The 19,710-nt window shown below is 73.4% G+C and carries 17 protein-coding genes and 3 pseudogenes; 17 read left to right on the forward strand and 3 right to left on the reverse strand.

All coding sequences use genetic code 11. From position 1 onward, the window contains the following. Positions 1-16 precede the first annotated feature (16 nt). From ABD191_RS15415 to ABD191_RS29270, 5 genes and pseudogenes are all read left to right on the forward strand, one after another. On the forward strand, positions 17-508 hold the full coding sequence (locus ABD191_RS15415) for a hypothetical protein (RefSeq protein WP_344082079.1): 492 nt from the start codon (positions 17-19) through the stop codon (positions 506-508). A gap of 203 nt (positions 509-711) precedes the next feature. Further along, entirely contained in the window at positions 712-1,026 is a 315-nt protein-coding gene (gene rplU, locus ABD191_RS15420) for a 50S ribosomal protein L21 (RefSeq protein ID WP_344082081.1), read from the forward strand. Between the two features lie 8 nt (positions 1,027-1,034). Further along, positions 1,035-1,292 (forward strand): 50S ribosomal protein L27, encoded by a 258-nt coding sequence (gene rpmA, locus ABD191_RS15425; RefSeq protein WP_344082083.1) that lies wholly within the window; start codon positions 1,035-1,037, stop codon positions 1,290-1,292. Positions 1,293-1,391: 99 nt separating this feature from the next. Next, positions 1,392-2,876 carry a GTPase ObgE gene (gene obgE, locus ABD191_RS15430; RefSeq protein ID WP_344082085.1) on the forward strand — a complete coding sequence of 495 codons (1,485 nt, stop codon included), beginning with the start codon at positions 1,392-1,394 and terminating at the stop codon, positions 2,874-2,876. 116 nt (positions 2,877-2,992) lie between these two features. Continuing rightward, a pseudogene (locus tag ABD191_RS29270) lies at positions 2,993-3,517 on the forward strand (DUF998 domain-containing protein); the annotation flags it as partial. Positions 3,518-3,607: 90 nt separating this feature from the next. On the opposite strand, the gene ABD191_RS15445 reads toward ABD191_RS29270, so the two are convergent. Both ABD191_RS15445 and trpS read right to left on the reverse strand, forming a co-directional pair. Beyond that, a complete protein-coding gene (locus ABD191_RS15445) occupies positions 3,608-4,513 on the reverse strand; it encodes a serine hydrolase (RefSeq protein ID WP_344082091.1) in 906 nt (301 codons plus the stop codon). Between the two features lie 168 nt (positions 4,514-4,681). Further along, positions 4,682-5,704 (reverse strand): tryptophan--tRNA ligase, encoded by a 1,023-nt coding sequence (gene trpS / locus ABD191_RS15450; RefSeq protein ID WP_344082093.1) that lies wholly within the window; start codon positions 5,702-5,704, stop codon positions 4,682-4,684. Positions 5,705-5,987: 283 nt separating this feature from the next. Here trpS and ABD191_RS15455 point away from each other — a divergent pair, with 283 nt between their 5' ends. From ABD191_RS15455 to ABD191_RS15505, 11 genes and pseudogenes are all read left to right on the forward strand, one after another. Continuing rightward, positions 5,988-6,509 (forward strand): helix-turn-helix transcriptional regulator, encoded by a 522-nt coding sequence (locus ABD191_RS15455; RefSeq protein ID WP_344082095.1) that lies wholly within the window; start codon positions 5,988-5,990, stop codon positions 6,507-6,509. 59 nt (positions 6,510-6,568) lie between these two features. Then, positions 6,569-9,130, forward strand: a complete 2,562-nt coding sequence (gene pepN / locus ABD191_RS15460) for an aminopeptidase N (protein ID WP_344082097.1) — start codon at positions 6,569-6,571, stop codon at positions 9,128-9,130. Continuing rightward, positions 9,127-9,729, forward strand: a complete 603-nt coding sequence (gene nadD, locus ABD191_RS15465; protein WP_344082099.1) for a nicotinate-nucleotide adenylyltransferase — start codon at positions 9,127-9,129, stop codon at positions 9,727-9,729. Before pepN ends, nadD begins: the two co-directional genes overlap by 4 nt. Before the next feature lie 114 nt (positions 9,730-9,843). Beyond that, positions 9,844-10,242 (forward strand): ribosome silencing factor, encoded by a 399-nt coding sequence (gene rsfS / locus ABD191_RS15470; RefSeq protein ID WP_344082101.1) that lies wholly within the window; start codon positions 9,844-9,846, stop codon positions 10,240-10,242. Next, complete coding sequence (locus ABD191_RS15475) at positions 10,239-10,841, forward strand: histidine phosphatase family protein (protein ID WP_344082103.1); 603 nt, start codon at positions 10,239-10,241, stop codon at positions 10,839-10,841. Before rsfS ends, ABD191_RS15475 begins: the two co-directional genes overlap by 4 nt. Before the next feature lie 44 nt (positions 10,842-10,885). Continuing rightward, positions 10,886-11,320, forward strand: a complete 435-nt coding sequence (locus ABD191_RS15480; RefSeq protein ID WP_344082105.1) for a hypothetical protein — start codon at positions 10,886-10,888, stop codon at positions 11,318-11,320. Positions 11,321-11,375: 55 nt separating this feature from the next. Beyond that, positions 11,376-12,224 carry a DegV family protein gene (locus ABD191_RS15485; protein ID WP_344082107.1) on the forward strand — a complete coding sequence of 283 codons (849 nt, stop codon included), beginning with the start codon at positions 11,376-11,378 and terminating at the stop codon, positions 12,222-12,224. A gap of 192 nt (positions 12,225-12,416) precedes the next feature. Beyond that, positions 12,417-13,052 (forward strand): annotated as a pseudogene (locus tag ABD191_RS15490) (ComEA family DNA-binding protein); the annotation flags it as partial. Beyond that, positions 13,049-15,352, forward strand: a pseudogene (locus ABD191_RS15495) (ComEC/Rec2 family competence protein); the annotation flags it as partial. The pseudogenes ABD191_RS15490 and ABD191_RS15495, both read left to right, overlap by 4 nt. Before the next feature lie 67 nt (positions 15,353-15,419). Then, a complete protein-coding gene (gene holA, locus ABD191_RS15500; protein ID WP_344082109.1) occupies positions 15,420-16,439 on the forward strand; it encodes a DNA polymerase III subunit delta in 1,020 nt (339 codons plus the stop codon). Further along, complete coding sequence (locus tag ABD191_RS15505) at positions 16,436-17,203, forward strand: hypothetical protein (RefSeq protein WP_344082375.1); 768 nt, start codon at positions 16,436-16,438, stop codon at positions 17,201-17,203. Before holA ends, ABD191_RS15505 begins: the two co-directional genes overlap by 4 nt. Positions 17,204-17,361: 158 nt before the next feature. Here the strand turns inward: ABD191_RS15505 and rpsT are convergent, their stop codons facing one another. Then, on the reverse strand, positions 17,362-17,628 hold the full coding sequence (gene rpsT / locus ABD191_RS15510; RefSeq protein ID WP_344082111.1) for a 30S ribosomal protein S20: 267 nt from the start codon (positions 17,626-17,628) through the stop codon (positions 17,362-17,364). A 195-nt stretch (positions 17,629-17,823) separates the two neighbouring features. Here rpsT and lepA point away from each other — a divergent pair, with 195 nt between their 5' ends. Next, on the forward strand, positions 17,824-19,704 hold the full coding sequence (gene lepA / locus ABD191_RS15515) for a translation elongation factor 4 (RefSeq protein WP_344082113.1): 1,881 nt from the start codon (positions 17,824-17,826) through the stop codon (positions 19,702-19,704). Positions 19,705-19,710: the final 6 nt, after the last annotated feature.

The raw sequence follows: 19,710 nt of genomic DNA on the forward strand, positions 1-19,710 counted from the left end.
ACAGAGGAGTTCTGACGTGACGAAGCGACTGCTCACCGGCGCGGCCTTGGCCGCTGCCGTGCTGCTCGGCGCGACCGCCTGCGCCGACAACGGCTCGACCACGACCACTACGGCCACCAGCGCCGCGACCGCCACCTCGGCTCCGGCGTCGGCCCCGGCGGGTGACCGCCAGGCGACCTGCGCCAAGATCAAGGGCACCATGGACAAGGCCGCCACCGAGTTCCTGGCGGCGATCGTGTCCGCGGGCAGCTCGGAGGACCCGGCCGCCGCGAACAAGGCGGCCCAGTCGGCGCTGCAGGCGTACGCGACCGCGGCCGAGACGGCCAGCACCGACGCGGCCGGCGACCCGGAGCTCAAGGCGGCGCTGGACAACCTGCAGAAGGTGATGTTCGCCAAGTCGTCCGAGCTGGCCAGCATCAAGGACGCGGCCGGCCTGGAGAAGGCGCTCAACGACCCGGCCCTGAACAAGGCCGTGGCCGACATCCAGGCGCTCTGCCCGGCTAGCTAGCCGGTGACCTGTGACACGGGGCGGGCCGCGGTGGCCCGCCCCGCGTCGTACCCCGGTTTGGGATGTGGGCTCGTGATGCCGTACTCTTGCCGATGGCGCACCTCGTGCGTCAGGCTGCCGTGTGTTCTGTAGCCGCGGTGGCCGAGACCGACCTCCAGCAGACCTGCTGAGTCATCACTTTAACGACAGGGAGTCCGCGTCCCATGTACGCGATCGTCAAGACCGGCGGCAAGCAGTACAAGGTTGCCGAGGGCGACGTCATCGAGGTGGAGAAGCTCGCTGGCGCGCCGGGTGACACGTTGTCGCTGACCGCGGTCCTGCTCGTCGACGGTGACAACCTGGTGACCGATGCGGCGAAGCTGGCCCAGGTGGCCGTCTCCGGCGAGGTGGTGGCCCACACCAAGGGCCCCAAGATCCGGATTCACAAGTTCAAGAACAAGACCGGCTACCACAAGCGTCAGGGGCACCGCCAGCCGCTGACGCAGGTGAAGGTGACCGGCATCTCGAGCGGGAAGTAGGCGCCGACATGGCACACAAAAAGGGTGCGTCCAGCTCCCGTAACGGCCGCGACTCCGCCGCCCAGCGGCTCGGCGTGAAGCGCTTCGGTGGCCAGGTCGTCAACGCCGGCGAGATCATCGTCCGCCAGCGCGGCACCAAGTTCCACCCGGGCGACCTCGTCGGCCGTGGCGGCGACGACACGCTCTTCGCGCTCGCCGACGGTGCCGTGCAGTTCGGCACCAGGCGCGGCCGCAAGACGGTCAGCATCGTGCCGGCCCAGGGCTGACCTGGCCGCACACACACGACGCCGAAACGGCGGGTCGGGCGCTATCCCGGCCCGCCGTTTCCGTGTTTACCGCCCGAAAGGGCCTGAGAGGATGGCATCGTGACGAGCTTCGTGGACCGCGCCGTCCTGCATGTGCAGGCGGGCAACGGGGGGCACGGCTGCGTCTCCATCCACCGCGAGAAGTTCAAGCCGCTCGGCGGCCCGGACGGCGGCAACGGTGGGCACGGCGGCAGCGTGCTGCTCACCGTCGATCCGGGCGTACACACGCTTCTTGATTTTCACTTCAAACCCCATGTCCGCGCTGAGAACGGCAAGGGCGGCGCCGGCAAGAACCGGGACGGGGCCAACGGGTCCGACCTGGTGCTGCACGTCCCCAACGGCACCGTGGTGCAGACCGAGGACGGCGAGGTCCTGGCCGACCTGATCGGCAACGGGACCACGTTCGAGATCGCGCGGGGCGGTCGGGGTGGTCGCGGCAACGCGGGCCTGGCCAACAGCCGCCGGCGCGCCCCCGGCTTCGCCGAGCTGGGCGAGCCGGGCGAGCACATCGACGTCGTGCTCGAGCTGAAGAGCGTCGCGGACGTGGGCCTGGTGGGCTACCCGTCGGCGGGCAAGTCGTCGCTCATCGCGGCGATCTCCGCGGCGCGACCGAAGATCGCCGACTACCCGTTCACGACGCTGGTGCCCAACCTGGGCGTCGTGCGCGCGGGCAATGACACCTTCGTCGTGGCCGACGTGCCGGGCCTCATCCCCGGCGCGGCCACCGGCAAGGGCCTGGGCCTGCGTTTCCTGCGCCACATCGAGCGCTGCGCGGTGCTCGTCCACGTCGTCGACTGCGCGACCCTGGAGACCGACCGCAACCCCGTCGAGGACATCGAGGTCCTGGAGGAGGAGCTGGCCGCGTACGGGGGCCTGGCGGACCGGCCGCGCGTCATCGTCCTCAACAAGATGGACGTGCCGGACGCGCGCGACCTGGCCGACATCGTGCGTGCCGACCTCGCCCACCACGGCTGGCCGATCTTCGAGGTGAGCGCCGTGACCCACGAAGGGCTCAAGGAGCTCGTGTTCGCGCTCGCGGAGATCGTGAACGAGCAGCGCGCCGAGGCTCCGGCGGCCGAACCGACCCGCATCGTGATCCGCCCGCGCGCGGTGGACGACTCCGGTTTCACGCTGACCCGGGAGGACGACGGCACGTTCGTGGTGCACGGGGACAAGGTGCGCCGGTGGGTGCTGCAGACCAACTTCGACAACGAGGAGGCCGTCGGCTACCTGGCCGACCGGCTCAACCGGCTCGGCGTCGAGGACGCGCTGGCGAAGGCGGGCGCCCAGCCGGGCGACCCGGTGCGCATCGGCGATCGCGAGTTCGACTGGCAGCCCACGGTCGTCGCCGGCGACGAGTACACGCCGAGCCAGCGCGGCACGGACTGGCGCTTCGAGGAGCAGACGCACCGGCCGACGGCCGCGCAGCGGCTCGCCGCCCGCAAGGCCCGCCGGCGTCGCTTCGAGGACGCCGAGGCGGAGGCCGGCGGCCCCGACGCCGGTGCGGAGGCGGGGGACGAACCCGAGGGCGACGACGGGGGCTAGCCCCACCCTGAGGCCGCGACCAGCGGCTCATCCGGTGCGTCCCTGACGATTGTTCAGGGCCCGGAGCAGGGCGTTCCCCGGTTCCGGGCCGGCGCGCGGCGGCGAACCATCGAGGCATGACCTCCCGCGTGTACGCCGCCCTGTCGTTGTTCAGCCTGGTCGTGGCTGTCGCCGCCGCGGCCGTCGGGCACCTGGGGGTGGGTCCCGGCTACGACCCGTTGACGCTGACCGTCAGCGACTACGCGCTGTCGGACCGGGGTACCGCGATCGAGGTCGCCATGGTGGCCCTGGCACTCGGCGCGCCCGCCCTGCTGGCCGCGTTCGCGGCGGCGGGCGCCCGGGTGCGCGCCGGGCACGCGGCGCTGGTCGGCGTGTGGTCGGTCGGCCTGGTCGTCGCCGCGGTCGTGCCGACCGATCCCATCACGGCCACCACGATGTCGACCGCCGCGCAGGTGCACCGCTACGCGTCCGTGTCCGCGTTCGTGGTGCTGCCGGTCGTGACGTTCCTGCTGGCCCGCCTCGGCGCCCGTACTCCGATGTGGACGCGGACGCGGCGGGTCGTCACGGCGCTGTGCGCGGTCGTGGCGATGGGTCTGGTGGTGTTCTGGTATGTCGCGTTCCCGGGCGACCGGGTGATGATGGGGCTGGTCGAGCGGGCGCTCATCGGGGTGGAGCTGCTCATGCTCGGGGTGCTGTCCGTGGCCCTGCTGCGGACGGGCCCGCGGGGGCCGCTAGCCGCGCAGGAGCGCCATGGTGGGCAGCAGCCGCTCGGCCACCTTCTGGCAGATCGAACCGCCGTACCGGATGCCGTGCCGCTCGGGGTAGTTGGTCAGGACCGCCAGCGCCCAGCCGTCGGTGACCGCCATGCAGTTGACCTGCCAACGGTGGTCGGCGTGCAGGAACCAGCCGTTCTTCGCGACCCGGGCGCGGGCGTCCGCGGCCACCGCGTACCCGATGCCGAAGTCGCCGATGCCGCGCAGGTTGCGCATCTCGTCGAGCAGCCAGGGGGTCCATCGTGGCCCGGCGGCGCGGCCGTCCGCGATGCAGTCGGCCAGCCGCGAAAGGTCGCGGGCCGACACGTACGTCTGGCTCCACATGTCGGGGAACACGCCGGCGTCCGTCATCCGGCAGTTGCGGAAGATCGCCCGGGAGCCGTCCTCCTGGCCGATCGCCGCCCAGATCTGGTCGGCCATGTGGTCGCTGCTGTCGCGGATCATCCTGCGTAGCTGGTCCATCCGGTAGGCCGGCGGTTCCTCGCCGCTGGCGTCCGCCCGCCGGAGAAACTCGGCGGCCAGCCCGGCCTTGATGACGGACTCCGAGAACCGGGTCTGGCCACGGTTGGTCGAGCCGTACTCCCTGCCGGTGGCGCGGTCGATGATCGCCCAGGAGTACCAGCCGTCCATGTCGAGCGTGACGGACGGCTTCGCGACCGGGGAGGGCGAGGCTTTCGGGCGGGCGCTCGGACTGGGCGTGGCCACCGGGGCCTCGGCGCTGGGCGGGACCGGTGCCGTTCGCTGCCCGGCCGGCCGGTCGCTCGCGGCCGCGAACGCCACGGGGACGGCCACGGCGACCGTGGCGCCGAGGGCCAGCCCGATCCTCAGTGACGTGCGGCGCGGCAGCCAGCTGGTCCAACGCATCCTGGGCGTACCTCGAGGGGTCAACGACGGGGACGGCAGGCTATCGCCTGCTTGTCACGCTCCGCGACCCCTGTCGCGGCGGTTGGTGATCAAGATCAGTCTATGGCCGGTGGTATACCGGGTCGACCCGGCGGATCGCGGCGATCCGCCGGGTCTCCGGACCGCTCTTCAGGGGATGCCGATCGCGTCCTTCGCGCGGGCCACCGTGCGGGCGGCCCGCTCGCGCGCCGCCGCGGCGCCCGAGCGGCGTACGTGTTCGAGGTGTCCGTGGTCGGCCATGAGCGCGTCGTAGCGGGCCCGCAGCGGCCGTAGCGTCTCCACGAGGGCCTCGGCGACCTCGTCCTTGAGCTGCCGGTACGAGCTGAACTCCCCGGCGAGGCCGGCCGGTGTCGTCCCCGGCCGCAGCGCCGCGAGGATCTCCAGCAGGTTCGCCGCGCCCGGCCGCCGGTCGGGGTCGTAGGCCACGTCGGGGGCGGGGTCGGTGACCGCCCGCGCAACCTTGCGGGCGATCACGTCGGCCGGGTCCAGCAGGAAGATCACGCCGCCGTCGGTCGTCGCGGTCTTGCCCATCTTCGACCTCGGGTCGGCGAGGTCCATGACCCGCGCGGCCACGGCGGGGGTCACGCCGCGCGGCACCACGAACGTGCGGCCGTAGCGGGTGTTGAACCGGTTGGCCACGTCCCGGGCCAGCTCCAGGTGCTGGGTCTGGTCGTCGCCGACGGGTACCTCGTCGGTGTCGTGCAGCAGCACGTCGGCCGCCATGAGGACCGGATAGGTGAGCAGCGACAGGCGCACGGTGGCGTTGCCGCGCGACTTCTCCTTGAACTGGATCATTCGGGCGGCCTCGCCGTAGCCGGTCGCGCATTCCAGCAGGTAGTGCAGCTCGGCGTGCTCCGGTACGTCCGACTGCAGGTAGCAGGTGGTGCGGGCGGTGTCGACGCCGGCGGCGAGCAGGGTCGCCAGCATCCGCGTGGTGTGCTCGCGCAGGCGGTCCGGATCGTGCTCGACCGTGAGCGCGTGCAGGTTCGCGATCATGACGATCGGCTCGTGGTCGCGCTGCGAGTCCACCATGGGCCGGATGGCGCCGAGATAGTTGCCCAGTTGCAGGCGGCCGGTCGGTTTGAAGCCCGACAGCCGCCGGGTCGTGGCCGGCTGGGCCACGCTGGGCGGCGCGGTCTGCGTTGTGATCATCTGGTACTCCGTTCGGCGGGGCCGCCCCGAGCCGGCCGCCGTCCGGAAAACGCGAAACGGCCGCCCGGTGGGGCGGCCGCGTGGTCGGTGAAGGCTACGCGCGTCGGATGGGCCGCCCGGTCGGGCGCCACCAGTTCGTCGTACGCAGCATGGGTTCACGGTAGCAGGTACGGAGATCAATTGGCCCCCTCCCGGGTCGGGAATCGTTGCCCGCTGGCCCCTCCCGGGCGCGCGGCGTGCTGGTTTGCTGGGTGCACGGCAACCGGACGGGGAGGGGGCGGCCATGCAGGACTTCTCGCTGCGCGTGGCGCGCATGCTGACGGCGGCGGAGCTCGACGCGGTGCTCGGCGGCCATGACGACATGGTCGTGGCGCGCGACCCGGACACCCCGGGTGCGCGGATCTGGGTGCGGCGTGCCGCGCCGACGCCGCTCGACGCGATGCTGAGCGCCATCCGTGACCTTGACGTGCTCGGCCTGCCGCCGGTCGGCGCGATCGACGAGGACCTCGTGACCGTCAACGACATCGCCGACCGGACGGGCCGTTCGCGCACCGCCGTGCGGCTGTGGGTGAGCGTCGCGCCGGGCCGCGGCCGGTTTCCCGAACCGGCGGTGGCCGGCCCACCCACGGCCTGGCGGTGGACGGAGGTGGCGGACTGGCTGCGGCTGTGGCTGGGGCTGGCGCCGGATGGCCACGAGCCGGTCCTGTCCGCGGTCGATCTCGCGTTGCGGCTGCGCGCGCTGGCACCCCGGGTGACCCGCATGGCCGCCATCCGCGACCTCGTGCCGCGTGGTGGGGACTCGTGATGATCGCCACCTGCGGCGTCGGTGGCCCCGGCTCCCCTCGGACACCGTAGGCTCTCGGAATGGCGAGCCTGACCCAGGATGAGGCGGCCGCGCGGGCCCACCTGCTCCGCGTACGGTCGTACCACGTAGATCTCGATGTGAGCGATGCGGCGACCAGCGACACGTTCACCTCGACCACGACGGCCCACTTCACCTGCGCCGCCCCCGGGCAGGACACCTTCATCGAGATCAAGCCGGCCACCCTGCACGAGGTCGTGCTCAACGGCGTGGCGCTCGACCCGGCCAGCCTGGACGGCAACCGGTTCCCGCTGACCGAGCTGGCCGCGGACAACACCCTGATCGTGCGCGCCACCATGCTCTATTCGCGCACGGGGGAGGGCCTGCACCGCTTCGTCGACCCGGCCGACGGCGAGGTCTACCTCGCAGCCCAGTCCGGACTGGACGAGGCGCAGCGGATCTTCGCGTGCTTCGACCAGCCGGATCTCAAGGCGTCCCTCGCGGTCACGGTCGACGCGCCGGCCGGTTGGCTCGTCGCCGCGAACGGGGCGGGCCGCCAGCTCGACGGCGGGCGGTGGGAGTTCACCCCCACCCGCCCCTTGCCGACGTACCTGGCCTGTGTGATCGCCGGGCCCTACCACGTGCGCACCGACAAGCACGACGGCATCCCGCTCGGCCTCTACTGCCGCCGCTCCCTCGCCGAGGACCTCGACAAGGACGCCGAGGAGCTGTTCGACATCACCCGCCGGTGCCTCGACCGGTTCCACGAGCTGTTCGGCATCCGGTACCCGTTCGGCAAGTACGACCAGGCGTTCGTGCCCGAGTTCAACTGGGGTGCCATGGAGAACGCCGGCCTGGTGGCCTTCCGGGATGAGTACGTCTTCCGGGCCGCCGTCACGGACTTCGAGCGGCAGACCCGGGCGATGATCATCGCGCATGAGATGGCGCACATGTGGTTCGGCGATCTCGTGACCATGCGCTGGTGGGACGACCTGTGGCTCAACGAGTCCTTCGCGGAGTACCTGGGCTACCGGGTCGCCGCCGAGGCCACGCAGTACACGGGGGCGTGGGTGAGCTTCGCGCTGGGCCGCAAGGCGTGGGGCTACCGCGCCGACCAGCGCCTGTCCACGCACCCGATCGCCCCCGAGCGCGTGGCGGACACCGAGCACGCGCTCATGAACTTCGACGGCATCTCGTACGCCAAGGGCGCGTCCGTGCTGCGCCAGCTCGTGGCCTGGCTCGGCGACGACGCCTTCTTCGCGGGGCTGCGCGAACACTTCCAGGCCCACGCGTACGGCAACGCGACGCTGGCCGACCTGCTCGCCGCCCTGTCCGCGAGCAGCGGGCGCGACCTGACCGGCTGGGCGCGGGTTTGGCTGCGGGAGGCGCAGGTCAACACGCTGCGCCCGGTCGTCGAACTCGGCCCGGACGGCCGGTACGCCTCCGTGGAGGTCGAGCAGACCGCGCCGGACTCGCACCCGGTGCTGCGGCCGCACCGCATCGGCGTCGGCGTGTACGCCATGGCGGTCGACGCCGACGACCCGGACGCGGTCCACTCGTCCTGTGCCGTGGTGCTGCGCGAGCGGCATGAGATCGACCTGGACCCGCAGACCGACGGCGGCCGTACGCCCGTGCCGGCGCTCACCGGTGTGGCTCCCGGTGACCTGCTGCTGCTCAACGACGGCGATCTGACCTTCGCGAAGGTGCGCTTCGACGCGGCGAGCACGGCGGCGCTGCCCCGGGTGCTGCCGTGCCTGGTCGACCCGCTGGCGCGCGCCCTGGCCTGGGGCGCCGCCATGGACCTGGTGCGCGACGCCAGCCTGCGCCCGGGTGAGTTCGTCACGCTCGCCGCGGCCGGCCTGCGGGCCGAGAGCGATGTCACGATCTACCGCGACGTGGTCGCGTTCGCGGTCGGCGACGTGGCCCGCCGGTACGTGAGCCCGAGCGCCCGGCCCGCCGCCCTCGCGGCCCTCGCGGCCGCGTGCCGGGGTGCCCTCGGCGAGGCGGCGCCGGGCAGCGGGTTGCAGTTGGCGGCCGCGCGCGGCCTGGTGGCCGCCGCCGGTCCGGGCGACGTGCGGCTGCTGCGCGACTGGTTGTCCGGCGCGGCCACGCCCGAGGGCCTCGCCATGGACGCCGAGCTGCGCTGGCTCGTGCTGGGCCGCCTCGCCGCGCTGGGTGACCTGTCGGCGGCCGAGATCGACGCGGAGTACGACCGCGACCGCAGCGCTCAGGGCGCCGAGCACGCCGCGGCCTGCCGCGCGGCGCGGCCGGACCCGGTGGCCAAGGCGGCCGCCTGGGAGATCATCGTGGCGGACCGGGAGCTGTCGCAGCGGCTGCTGCTGGCCACGGCGACCGGGTTCTGGCAGGCCGATCAGGAGGAGCTGACGGCGCCGTACGTGGCGCGGTACTTCGCCGAGATGCCGGAGGTGGCGACCTGGCGCACCACGAACGTGATGCAGGAGCTGGGTCTGACGGCGTTCCCCCGCTACGCGGTGGACGAGCCGACGCTGGCCGCCGCGCGGGCGATGCTGGCCCGGCCGGACCTCGACCCCACCCTGCGCCGGGCCGCCGCCGACGAGACCGATGACCTGGCGCGGGCTGTGGCCGCCCGCCGACTGACGTGAGCGCCGACCGGCCACCCGTACGCCGGGTGGGGATCATGGGCGGCACGTTCGACCCGATCCACCACGGTCACCTCGTCGCGGCGAGCGAGGTCGCGAGCCGGTTCGTCCTCGACGAGGTGGTCTTCGTGCCCGCCGGCCAGCCGTGGCAGAAGTCGTCCTCGTCCGTGAGCGCGGCCGAGGACCGGTACCTGATGACGGTCATCGCGACCGCCTCGAACCCGAGGTTTCGGGTCAGCCGGGTCGACATCGAGCGCCCCGGCCCCACGTACGCGGTGGACACCCTGCGTGACCTGCGCGCCGAGTACGGGCCGGACGTGCAGCTGTTCTTCATCACAGGCGCGGACGCGCTCGGCCGGATCCTGTCGTGGCGCGAGGCGGACCAGCTGTTCGAGCTGGCCCACTTCATCGGGGTGACCCGGCCCGGGTACGACCTCTCCGACGATCACCTGCCGGAGGACACCGTGAGCCTCATCGAGGTGCCCGCCATGTCGATCTCGTCGACGGCGTGCCGGGCGCGCGTGGCCGTCGGCGACCCGGTGTGGTACCTGGTCCCGGACGGTGTGGTGCAGTACATCGCGAAGCGACATCTGTACCGTTGACGCGTCTTTCGGCGGTTTTGCAGGAGGCCCGCGCGGGTAACTGGGCGGCATCCTGTCGGGCGCCCGTGAGACGCTAGACAGGCTCACCACTCACCGAGATCGGGAAGGGATCCAGTGCCCGCAACTGAGCGCGCCCACGAGCTGGCCCTGGCCGCGGCGCAGGCCGCCGCGGACAAGAAGGCCGAGGACATCGTCATCATCGATGTCGCCGACCAGCTCGTCATCACCGACGCCTTTCTCATCGCCTCCGCGCCCAACGAGCGTCAGGTCATCTCGATCGTCGACGCGATCGAGGAGCGCCTGCTCGCGCTGCCCGAGAAGGCGAAGCCTGTCCGGCGGGAGGGCGAGCGGGCGGGCCGCTGGGTGCTGCTCGACTACGTCGACATCGTGGTGCACATCCAGCACACCGAGGAGCGCGACTTCTACTCCCTCGACCGGCTGTGGAAGGACTGTGCCCGCATCCCGTTCGTCGACCGCGACGCTGTGGAGGCGACCCCGGGCGTCTCTTCGTGACCCGGCTGTTGATCTGGCGCCACGGGCAGACCGCCTGGAACGCCACCGATCGGGTGCAGGGACAGACGGACGTCGAACTCGACGAGGTGGGCGTCGCGCAGGCCGAACGCGCGGCCGCCTGGCTGGCGGGCTTCAAGCCTGATCTGATCTTCGCCAGCGACCTGAGCCGGGCCGCCGGCACCGCCGCCGCCCTCGCGTCCCTGACGGGCCACGAGGTCGAGTTCGACGAGCGGCTGCGCGAGCGGCACTTCGGCCCCTGGCAGGGGCTCACGGGCGCGGAGATCGCCGAGCGCTACCCCGACCAGTACCCACACTGGCGGGCGATGGGCGACGCCGCCGACCTGCCGCTGGAGAGCACCGCTGACCTGGGCCGGCGGGTGACGGCCGCGCTGCGCGACATCGCCGCCCGGGTCGGCGACGGCACCGCCGTCGTCGCGACCCACGGCGGCGCGGCCCGCCAGGGCGTGGCCGGCCTGCTGGGTTGGCCGGCCGGCGTGGCCAGCTCGCTCGGGGCGCTGGGCAACTGCCACGTCAGCGATCTGCGGCTCACCCAGCACCGCGGCTGGCAGCTGCGGGCGCACAACGTCGGCCCGCACTAGCGGGCGGTGCGGAACCGGCCGGGCCGGGGTAGCGTCCAATCGTTATGGACGCCCGCCGACGCCTGACCGCTCGGTTCGGCACCGCCTCCCTGCTGGCGGTGCTGGCCGTGGCCGCGGCGTGCGACGCGGGCCCGAGCGCCCAGTCGCCGCCGTCGCCGGCCACCTCCGCCGCCACGCCGTCGACCCTGGCGCCAACCACGATCCGGACCCCGGACGTCACGGGAACGCCGCCGCGGTCGACCGGGCCCGAGTCCACGCAGCAGCTGGTGACCCTGCGCGGCACCCTCGTGGAGGGCGTCGAGGGCGGCTGCCTGATCCTCAACGCCGACAACGGCCTGGGCTACCAGCTCATCGGCCTCGACGACGGCATGTCCCAGCCGGGCGCCCGGCTGGAGGTGCGCGGGTACAAGGCCGTCGGCATGTACAGCAGCTGCATGCAGGGCATCCTCTTCAAGGTCGTCTCGGCGCGCCGTATCTGACCTGCCGACGCCGCGTCCGCGCCGGGATCGACGCGATCGGCTACCGTGCGATCTCGTGTCCATCGCGGTTGTCACGGACTCCACCGCCTACCTCCCGGCCGACCTCGCGGAGCGGCACCACATCACCGTGGTGCCGCTGACCGTGACGCTGTCCGGGCGCAGCGGCCGGGAGGGCAGCGAGATCACTCCGGCCGACGTGGCCCGCGCCCTCGCCACCCGGGGTGAGCACGTCACCACGTCCCGGCCGTCCGCTGAGCTGTTCGCCAGCACGTACCGCGAGCTGCTCGACGGCGGGGCCGCCGGGGTCGTCTCGGTGCACCTGGCGGCCGGCCTGTCCGGCACGGTCGACGCGGCCACGGTCGCGGCGGCCGCCTTCGGCGACCGCGTCACGGTCGTCGACGCCGGATCCGCCGCGATGGGCGTCGGGTTCCCGGCCGTCGCGGCCGCCTCCGCCGCCGCGTCGGGTCAGGACCAGACCTGCGTACGCGACGCCGCGCTCGCCGCCGCCGCGCGTACGAGCACGTTGTTCTATGTGGACACCCTGGAACACCTGCGCCGCGGCGGCCGGATGGGGGCCGCCTCCGCGCTGCTGGGCACCGCCCTGGCCGTGAAGCCGATCCTCGACATCGCGGGCGGCACGGTGCGGGTGCGGGAGAAGGTCCGCACCGCTGGCCGGGCCCTGGCACGGCTGGTCGACCTGGCGGTCGAGGCTTCCGGCGACGGGCAGGTCGACGTCGTCGTGCACCATCTGGTAGCCGCCGACCGGGCCGAGGGCGTGGCGCGGGCCGTTCGGGAGCGGCTGGGTCATCGGCTGCGCTCCCTTCTCGTCGGCGAGGTCGGCGCCGTAGTCGGTGCCCACGCGGGACCGGGCCTTGTCGGCATCGTGGTGCACCGGGCCGAATAGCCGACCGTACCCCGGGGGAAGGGCGCCGCTCGCGGTTGTCCACAGGGGCCCCCGCCGTCCACAGGCGGGGTTGATCATGCTCGTCGCCGCCCTAGCGTCGGCGGGATGTTGACCGATCGGATGCCCAGGGGGCACGTGCCGGGGCCGGCGGGCCCCACGGAGCCGGACGAGCCGTGGTGGCGGCGGGTGTCCGCGCTCAATCCGGGGCGGGCGGGCCTGCGGGCGCTCGGGGTGGTCGCCGCCCTCGTGGCCCTCGTGGCGGGCTTCCTCGCCTGGCAGGCGCGCCCGGCCGTGACGCCGGTGCCACCGTCCTCTGTGGAGACCGGACCGGCGCCGTGGTCGGCCGGCCCCGCCTCATCCGTCGCGGCGGTGGCCCCGCCGAGCGGCGCGGTGGAGATCGTCCTGTCGGTGACCGGGCGGGTGCGCCGGCCCGGCCTCGTGCGGCTGCCGGCCGGCGCCCGGGTCGCGGACGCCATCGCGGCGGCTGGGGGCGCGCTGCCCGGCACCGACCTGACCTTCGTGAACCTCGCCCGCAAGGTGATCGACGGCGAGCTTCTCGCGGTCGGCGTGACGCCGCCGCCGGGTGTGGTCGTCGACAACGGACCGGCGGCGCCCGGTGCCTCAGCCGGGGGTGGCGGGCCGGTGAACCTCAACACCGCCACGCTGGACGAGTTGCAGACGCTGCCCGGGGTCGGGCCGGTGCTCGCGCAGCGGATCCTGGACTACCGCACCGCGCAGGGCGGCTTCCGTTCCGTCGGCGACCTGCGCAAGGTGTCCGGCATCGGCGACACGCGCTTCGCCCAGCTCAAGGACCTGGTGACCGTGTGAGTGCGCATCGGCCGCCGCCCGACCTGCGCCTATACGGCCTGGCGGCCGGCGCCTGGCTCACCGCCGTGGCGGTCGTTCCGGCATCGGCGCGGACGGCGCTCGTGGTGTCCGCCGGCGCGGCCGTCCTCGCCGCCGGCGCGTGGGCGCTGCTGGTGCGCGCGCCGGGTCGGGGCGCCGCGCTCGGCGCGCTCGCGGGCGTACTGCTGGGGGTGTTCTGCGCGGGAGTGGCCGTCGCGGCCCGCACCTCGGCGCGCGACGCGCCCGCACTGGCGAGCCTGGTGGCCGACGGTTCGCAGGTGTCGGCGCGGCTCGTCGTGTCGGACGACCCGGCACGCCTGGTGGGTCCGGCCGGACCGGCCACGTACCTCGTGCGCGGGCGGCTCGAGCGGGTGGACGCCGGCCTGGCGCTCGACGTGCGGGTCCTCGTGCTGGCCAGCGACCCCGCGTGGGCGTCGCTGCTGCCGGGCCAGCGGGTCCGCGCCCACGGGCGGTTCGTCGAGCCTCGGGGCGGTGACCTCACGGCCGCCGTGCTGCGGGTACGCGAGGCGCCGGAGAGGCTCGGCGAGCCGCCGTGGGCGCAGCGGGCGGCCGGGCGGCTGCGCGGCGGGCTGCAGGACGCCGCTGCCCCGCTGCCCGACGAGCCGGGCGGCCTGCTGCCGGGCCTGGTGATCGGCGATACCAGCCGGCTGGACCCGGCGCTGGCGGAGGACTTCCGCGCCACCGGGCTCACCCACCTGGTCGCCGTCAGCGGGGCCAACGTCGCGATCATCCTGGCGGTGGTGCTCGTCGTATGCCGGCGCTGCCGGGCCGGACCCTGGGCGTGCGTGGCCGTGTGCGCGCTCGTTCTCGTCGGGTTCGTCATCCTCGCGCGCCCCTCGCCGAGCGTGCTGCGCGCCGCCGCCATGGGCGCCGTCGGGCTGCTGGCCCTCGGCACTGGACGGCGGCGGGCCGCGGCGCCGACCCTCGCGGCGGCCACCTTCGTGCTCGTGCTGGTCGACCCCGACCTGGCCCGCGATCCCGGTTTCGCGCTGTCCGTGCTGGCCACCGGCGGGCTCGTGCTGCTGGCGCCGCGCTGGCGGGACGCGATGGTGGCCCGCCGGGTGCCCGGCGTGGTCGCGGAGGCGCTCGCCGTCCCGGCCGCCGCCCAGGTCGCCTGCGGGCCGGTCGTCGCCGCGCTGTCCGGCACCGTGAGCGCGGTGGCCGTGCCGGCCAACCTGCTGGCCGTCCCGGCGGTCGCGCCGGCCACCGTGCTCGGCGTGCTGGCCGCCGCCGTCTCGCCGGTCTGGCCGGGCGCGGCCGAGTTCCTGGCCTGGCTGGCCAGCTGGCCCGCCCGCTGGCTCGTGGCGATCGCCCACCGGGGTGCCGACGTGCCGTCCGGCAACCTGCCGTGGCCCGACGGGCTCACCGGCGGGCTGCTGCTCGCCACGGTGACGCTCGCTTTGCTGATGGCGACCGGGTGGCGGGCGCCGCGGCGGATCGCCCTCGTGGTGGCGGTGGGCGCGGCCGTCGGCGGGCTGCCCGTACGGGTGTTGGCCGGCGGGTGGCCGCCGCCCGGGGCCCTCGTGGTCGCGTGCGATGTCGGCCAGGGCGACGCGCTCGTGCTGCCCGTCGGGTCGCGCGGCGCGGTCGTGGTCGACGCCGGCCCCCAACCGTCGCTCGTGGACGGCTGCCTGCGCGGGCTCCGCATCGACCGGGTGGAGCTGCTGGTGCTGAGCCACTTCCACGCCGACCACGTCGACGGCGTGCCCGGCGTCGCCCGGGGCAGGCACATCCTGGCGGTCGCTGCGCCGGTGCTGGCCGAGCCGGCCGACCGGGTGGCAGCCGTCCGCGCCGCGCTGCCGGGCGTACCCGTGCACCGGCCCGGCCCGGGCTGGCGGTGGTCGTGGCCGGGGCTGACGCTCACCGTGCTGGGGCCGGTGCGGCCCCTCACCGGGACCGACTCGGACCCGAACAACAACTCACTCGTCCTGCGGGCCGACGTGGCCGGGGTCCGGATCCTGCTGACGGGCGACGCGGAGGTCGATGAGCAGCGCGACCTGCTCGCCGCCGGCCCCGCCGAGCTGCGCGCCGACGTTCTCAAGGTCGCCCACCACGGCTCCGCTGAGCAGGAGGAGGCGCTGCTCGACGCGGTCGCACCGCGGGTGGCGCTGGTGAGCGCCGGGGCCGGCAACCGGTACGGCCATCCGAACCCCGGGCTCCTGGAGCGGCTGGGGCGCGCGGGCGCCCGGGTCCTGCGTACGGATGTTGACGGCGAGCTGGCGGTCGTGGCGGTCGGCGGCGGGATCGGCGTGGTGACCCGGCCATCCACCGTCGGTGGTCGGTCATCCGGCGCGGCGGGCCGGTCGACCGGTCAGACAGTCACTGATCATGGTCCGGGTCCCGGGTATCGGCCCGCGGACGTGCGAGGATGGCGGCGTGACCCGCGGTACCCCTGGAGTCCTCCACCTCGTCGTCGGCGACGAGGAATTCCTCGCGGAACGGGCGGTGAACGAGGTGATCGCCGCGGCGCGGGCCGCCGACCCGGACACCGTCGTCTCCGAGCACCGGGCCGCCGACACCACCCCGGCCGAGTTCGAGAACGTGGTCAGCCCGTCGCTGTTCGGGGGCCGCCGGGTCGTGGTCATCCAGGCGGCCCAGGACGCGAAGAAGGACCTCGCGGCCGCGCTGCTGTCCTACGTGGGCGATCCCGACCCCGACATCACGCTGGTGTTCAGCCACGCGGGCGGGGCGAAGGGCAAGGCCCTGGCCGACGGCGTACGGGCCGCCGGGGCGGAGGTCACCACGGCCGCGAAGCTCACCAAGCACCGCGAACGGATCGACTTCATCCGGGCCGAGGTGCGCCGGCTCGGGGGCACCTGCCCGGAGGCCGCCGCGGAGGCGCTGCTCACCGCCGTGGGCAACGACCTGCGCGACATCGCCGCCGCGTGCGCCCAGCTCGTGGCGGACACCGGCGGGCGGGTCGACAGCGCCACGATCGCCCGGTACTACCGGGGGCGGGCCGAGGTCAGCGGCTTCACGGTCGCCGACGCGACGATGGTCGGCGACGTCGGCGGCGCGCTGGAGGCGTTGCGCTGGGCGCTCTACATCGGCGTCGACCCCGTCCCGATCGCGGACGCGCTGGCCGACGGCATCCGTACGGTCGCGCGCGTCGCCGGGGCGGGCCGGGGCAACGCGTACCAGCTGGCCAGCACGCTCGGCATGCCGCCCTGGAAGGTGGAGCGGGCGCAGCGGCAGGCGCGCGGCTGGACCGCAGACGGCCTCGTCGACGCCATGCGCGTCGCGGCCGACTGCAACGCCGCCGTCAAGGGCGGCGCGGACGACCGGTCGTACGCCCTCGAACGGGCCGTGATCGCGGTCGCGGCGGCCCGCTCCGGGAGCGACCGGTGACCCGCCCTCTGTACGCCCGCATGCTGCGGCTGCGGCGCCTCAACCCGGGGCCGCTAGCCCGGTTCGGCCTGTTGGAGGGCATGATCCTGCTGGGTGCGCTGCTCGCCCTGTCCGAACTCGCGCCCTGGTGGCTCGGCCTGAGCCTGCCGCTGCTCGTCGCCGGCGCCGTCAAGCTCGTCGACGCGCTCCCCACGCTCCGCGCCGGTGTCGCGTCGGCGCTCGCCGCCTGGACCGCCCACGCCCACCGCGGGCGGCACGCGTCGGGCGACCTCGCCGAGCGCCGTCCCGGGTACGGGTCGGCCGCGCGCGACAGCCAGAACTCCGTAGCCGACCGGTGGAAGGCCGTGCAGGTCTCCCGGTCCACCGCCGCGTCGGCTCGCGACGCGAACCGCGGCGAACGTGTGATGGTGCGCGACGATGCCGGGCCCGCGCCGGGTCGTGGCCCCGCCGGTACGCGTACGGCCGGCGACCATGGCTCACGTGGTCGGGTGGCACGCGGCGTCGCGCCCGTACCCGCGGGAGCGCGCCCGCCCGTGCAGCCGCCGGCGGGCAGCGTCCGGCGGGCCGTCGGCGCGTGGCCCATGCCCGTCGACCCCGCCGACAGCCCGCCGCCGTTCGCCGTGACCAGGCCCGCTCAGCGGACGCAGACCGCAGCGGTCGGCCCGCCCGCCGAGAGCATCAGCCGGTTGCGACGCGGGGCCCTCGACCAGCTGCGCGTGGCGCGGGCCCGACTCAATCGCGGGCGCTTCAGCGGCGCGGGCTGAGCCCGTCACCTGGTCGGCACGGCCGGTAAACGAGTCGTGGACCAGGCCGGGTGTCACGCACCCGATCTGGTCCACGATCGAAATTGTCGCGCTCTACCGCTGCGGGGAGCGCTGAGTGCGGAGCTGAGCCCGGCACACCGCCGGGCTTTCGGCACCCGTCAGGCGCTGAGCGCGCCGATCTTCTTCGCGATCGCCGACTTGCGGTTGGCGGCCTGGTTCTTGTGGATGACGCCCTTGCTGACGGCGACGTCGAGCTGCTTCGAAGCGGCGCGCATGAGCGCGGTCGCCGTCTCGGTGTCGCCCGCCGCAGCGGCGGCGTTGACCTTGCGGACGGCGGTCTTCAGGGAAGACTTCACCGACTTGTTGCGCAGCCGGGCCTTCTCGTTCTGCCGGTTGCGCTTGATCTGAGACTTGATGTTCGCCACGCGACAGCCTCGTCCTGTTCCGTAGTGGGTTTTATCCGTAGTGCAGTCTGATGCGCACACAGCACTCAGCGCGGCGCGCGAACAGCCAGGTTACCAGGTCGCCGAGGGACAGACCAAAACGGGCGGCACCAGGAACGGCCGTCCGGCCCGGCATGGGACTATAGCTAGTCAGACCCGACGAGGAAACGGACACACGTGCCACCGACGCCCGATGCCGGCGCCTCCGGCCCCGGTGCCACCCCACCGGAGCGCATCCGCAACTTCTGCATCATCGCCCACATCGACCACGGAAAGTCGACGTTGGCGGACCGGATGCTGCAGCTCACCGAGGTGGTTGACGCCCGGCAGATGCGCGCGCAGTACCTCGACCGGATGGACATCGAGCGTGAGCGCGGCATCACGATCAAGAGTCAGGCCGTCCGCATGCCGTGGCGGATCCGCGAGGGGGACCGGAAGGGCGAGCACGCCGTCCTCAACATGATCGACACCCCGGGGCACGTCGACTTCACCTACGAGGTGAGTCGCAGCCTCGCGGCCTGCGAGGGCGCCGTGCTGCTCGTCGACGCGGCCCAGGGGATCGAGGCCCAGACCCTGGCCAACCTCTACCTGGCGCTTGAGAACGATCTGCACATCATTCCCGTACTCAATAAGATCGATCTTCCGGCGGCCCAACCGGAGAAGTACGCCGAGGAGCTGGCGCACCTCATCGGCTGCGAGCCGGAGGACTGCCTGCGGGTCTCCGGCAAGACCGGGGAGGGCGTCCCGCATCTGCTGGACGAGATCGTGCGGCAGATGAACCCGCCGGTCGGCGACGCGGCGGCGCCCGCCCGGGCCATGATCTTCGACTCGGTCTACGACATCTACCGGGGCGTGGTGACCTACGTCCGGGTGGTCGACGGCCGGCTGGAGGCCCGCGACCGGATCAAGATGATGTCCACGGGCGCCACGCACGAGCTGCTGGAGATCGGCGTCATCTCGCCGGAGCCGGTGAAGTCGTCGGCCCTGTCCGTCGGCGAGGTCGGCTACCTGATCACGGGCGTGAAGGACGTGCGCCAGTCCCGCGTCGGTGACACCGTGACCATCAACAACAGGCCGGCCAAGGAGCCGCTCGGCGGCTACAAGGACCCGAAGCCGATGGTCTACTCCGGCCTCTACCCGCTCGACGGCTCCGACTACCCGGAGCTGCGCGACGCCCTCGACAAGCTCAAGCTCAACGACGCGGCCCTCACCTATGAGCCGGAGTCCAGCGCGGCGCTCGGTTTCGGGTTCCGGTGCGGCTTCCTCGGCCTGCTCCACCTGGAGATCATCCAGGAGCGGCTGGAGCGCGAGTTCGGCCTCGACCTCATCGCGACCGCGCCGAACGTCGTCTACCGGGTCATCACGGACGACGGCACCGAGACCGTGGTGACCAACCCCAGCGAGTACCCGACCGGCAAGATCGCCGAGGTGTACGAGCCGGTGGCCCGCGCGACCGTGCTCACCCCGAACGACTTCGTGGGCGCGGTCATGGAGCTGTGCCAGGGCCGGCGCGGCGTGCTGCAGGGCATGGACTACCTGTCGGCCGACCGGGTCGAGCTGCGCTACACGCTGCCCCTCGGCGAGATCATCTTCGACTTCTTCGACCAGCTCAAGTCGCGCACGAAGGGGTACGCGAGCCTCGACTACGAGCCCTCCGGCGAGCTGGCCGCCGATCTGGTCAAGGTGGACATCCTGCTGCAGGGCGAGCCGGTCGACGCGTTCTCCGCGATCGTGCACAAGGACAAGGCCTACACGTACGGCACGACGATGGCCTCCAAGCTGCAGAAGCTGATCCCGCGCCAGCAGTTCGAGGTGCCGATCCAGGCGGCGATCGGGTCGCGGGTCATCGCCCGCGAGACGATCCGCGCCATCCGCAAGGACGTGCTCGCCAAGTGCTACGGCGGTGACATCACCCGTAAGCGCAAGCTGCTGGAGAAGCAGAAGGAGGGCAAGAAGCGGATGAAGATGGTCGGCCGGGTCGAGGTGCCGCAGGAGGCCTTCATCGCCGCGCTGTCCACCTCCGACGCCCCCGATGCCAAGGGCTCCGCCAAGAAGTGACGACCA

It is taken from the genome of Luedemannella helvata, from assembly GCF_039528415.1.
GTDB classification, from domain to species: domain Bacteria; phylum Actinomycetota; class Actinomycetes; order Mycobacteriales; family Micromonosporaceae; genus Luedemannella; species Luedemannella helvata.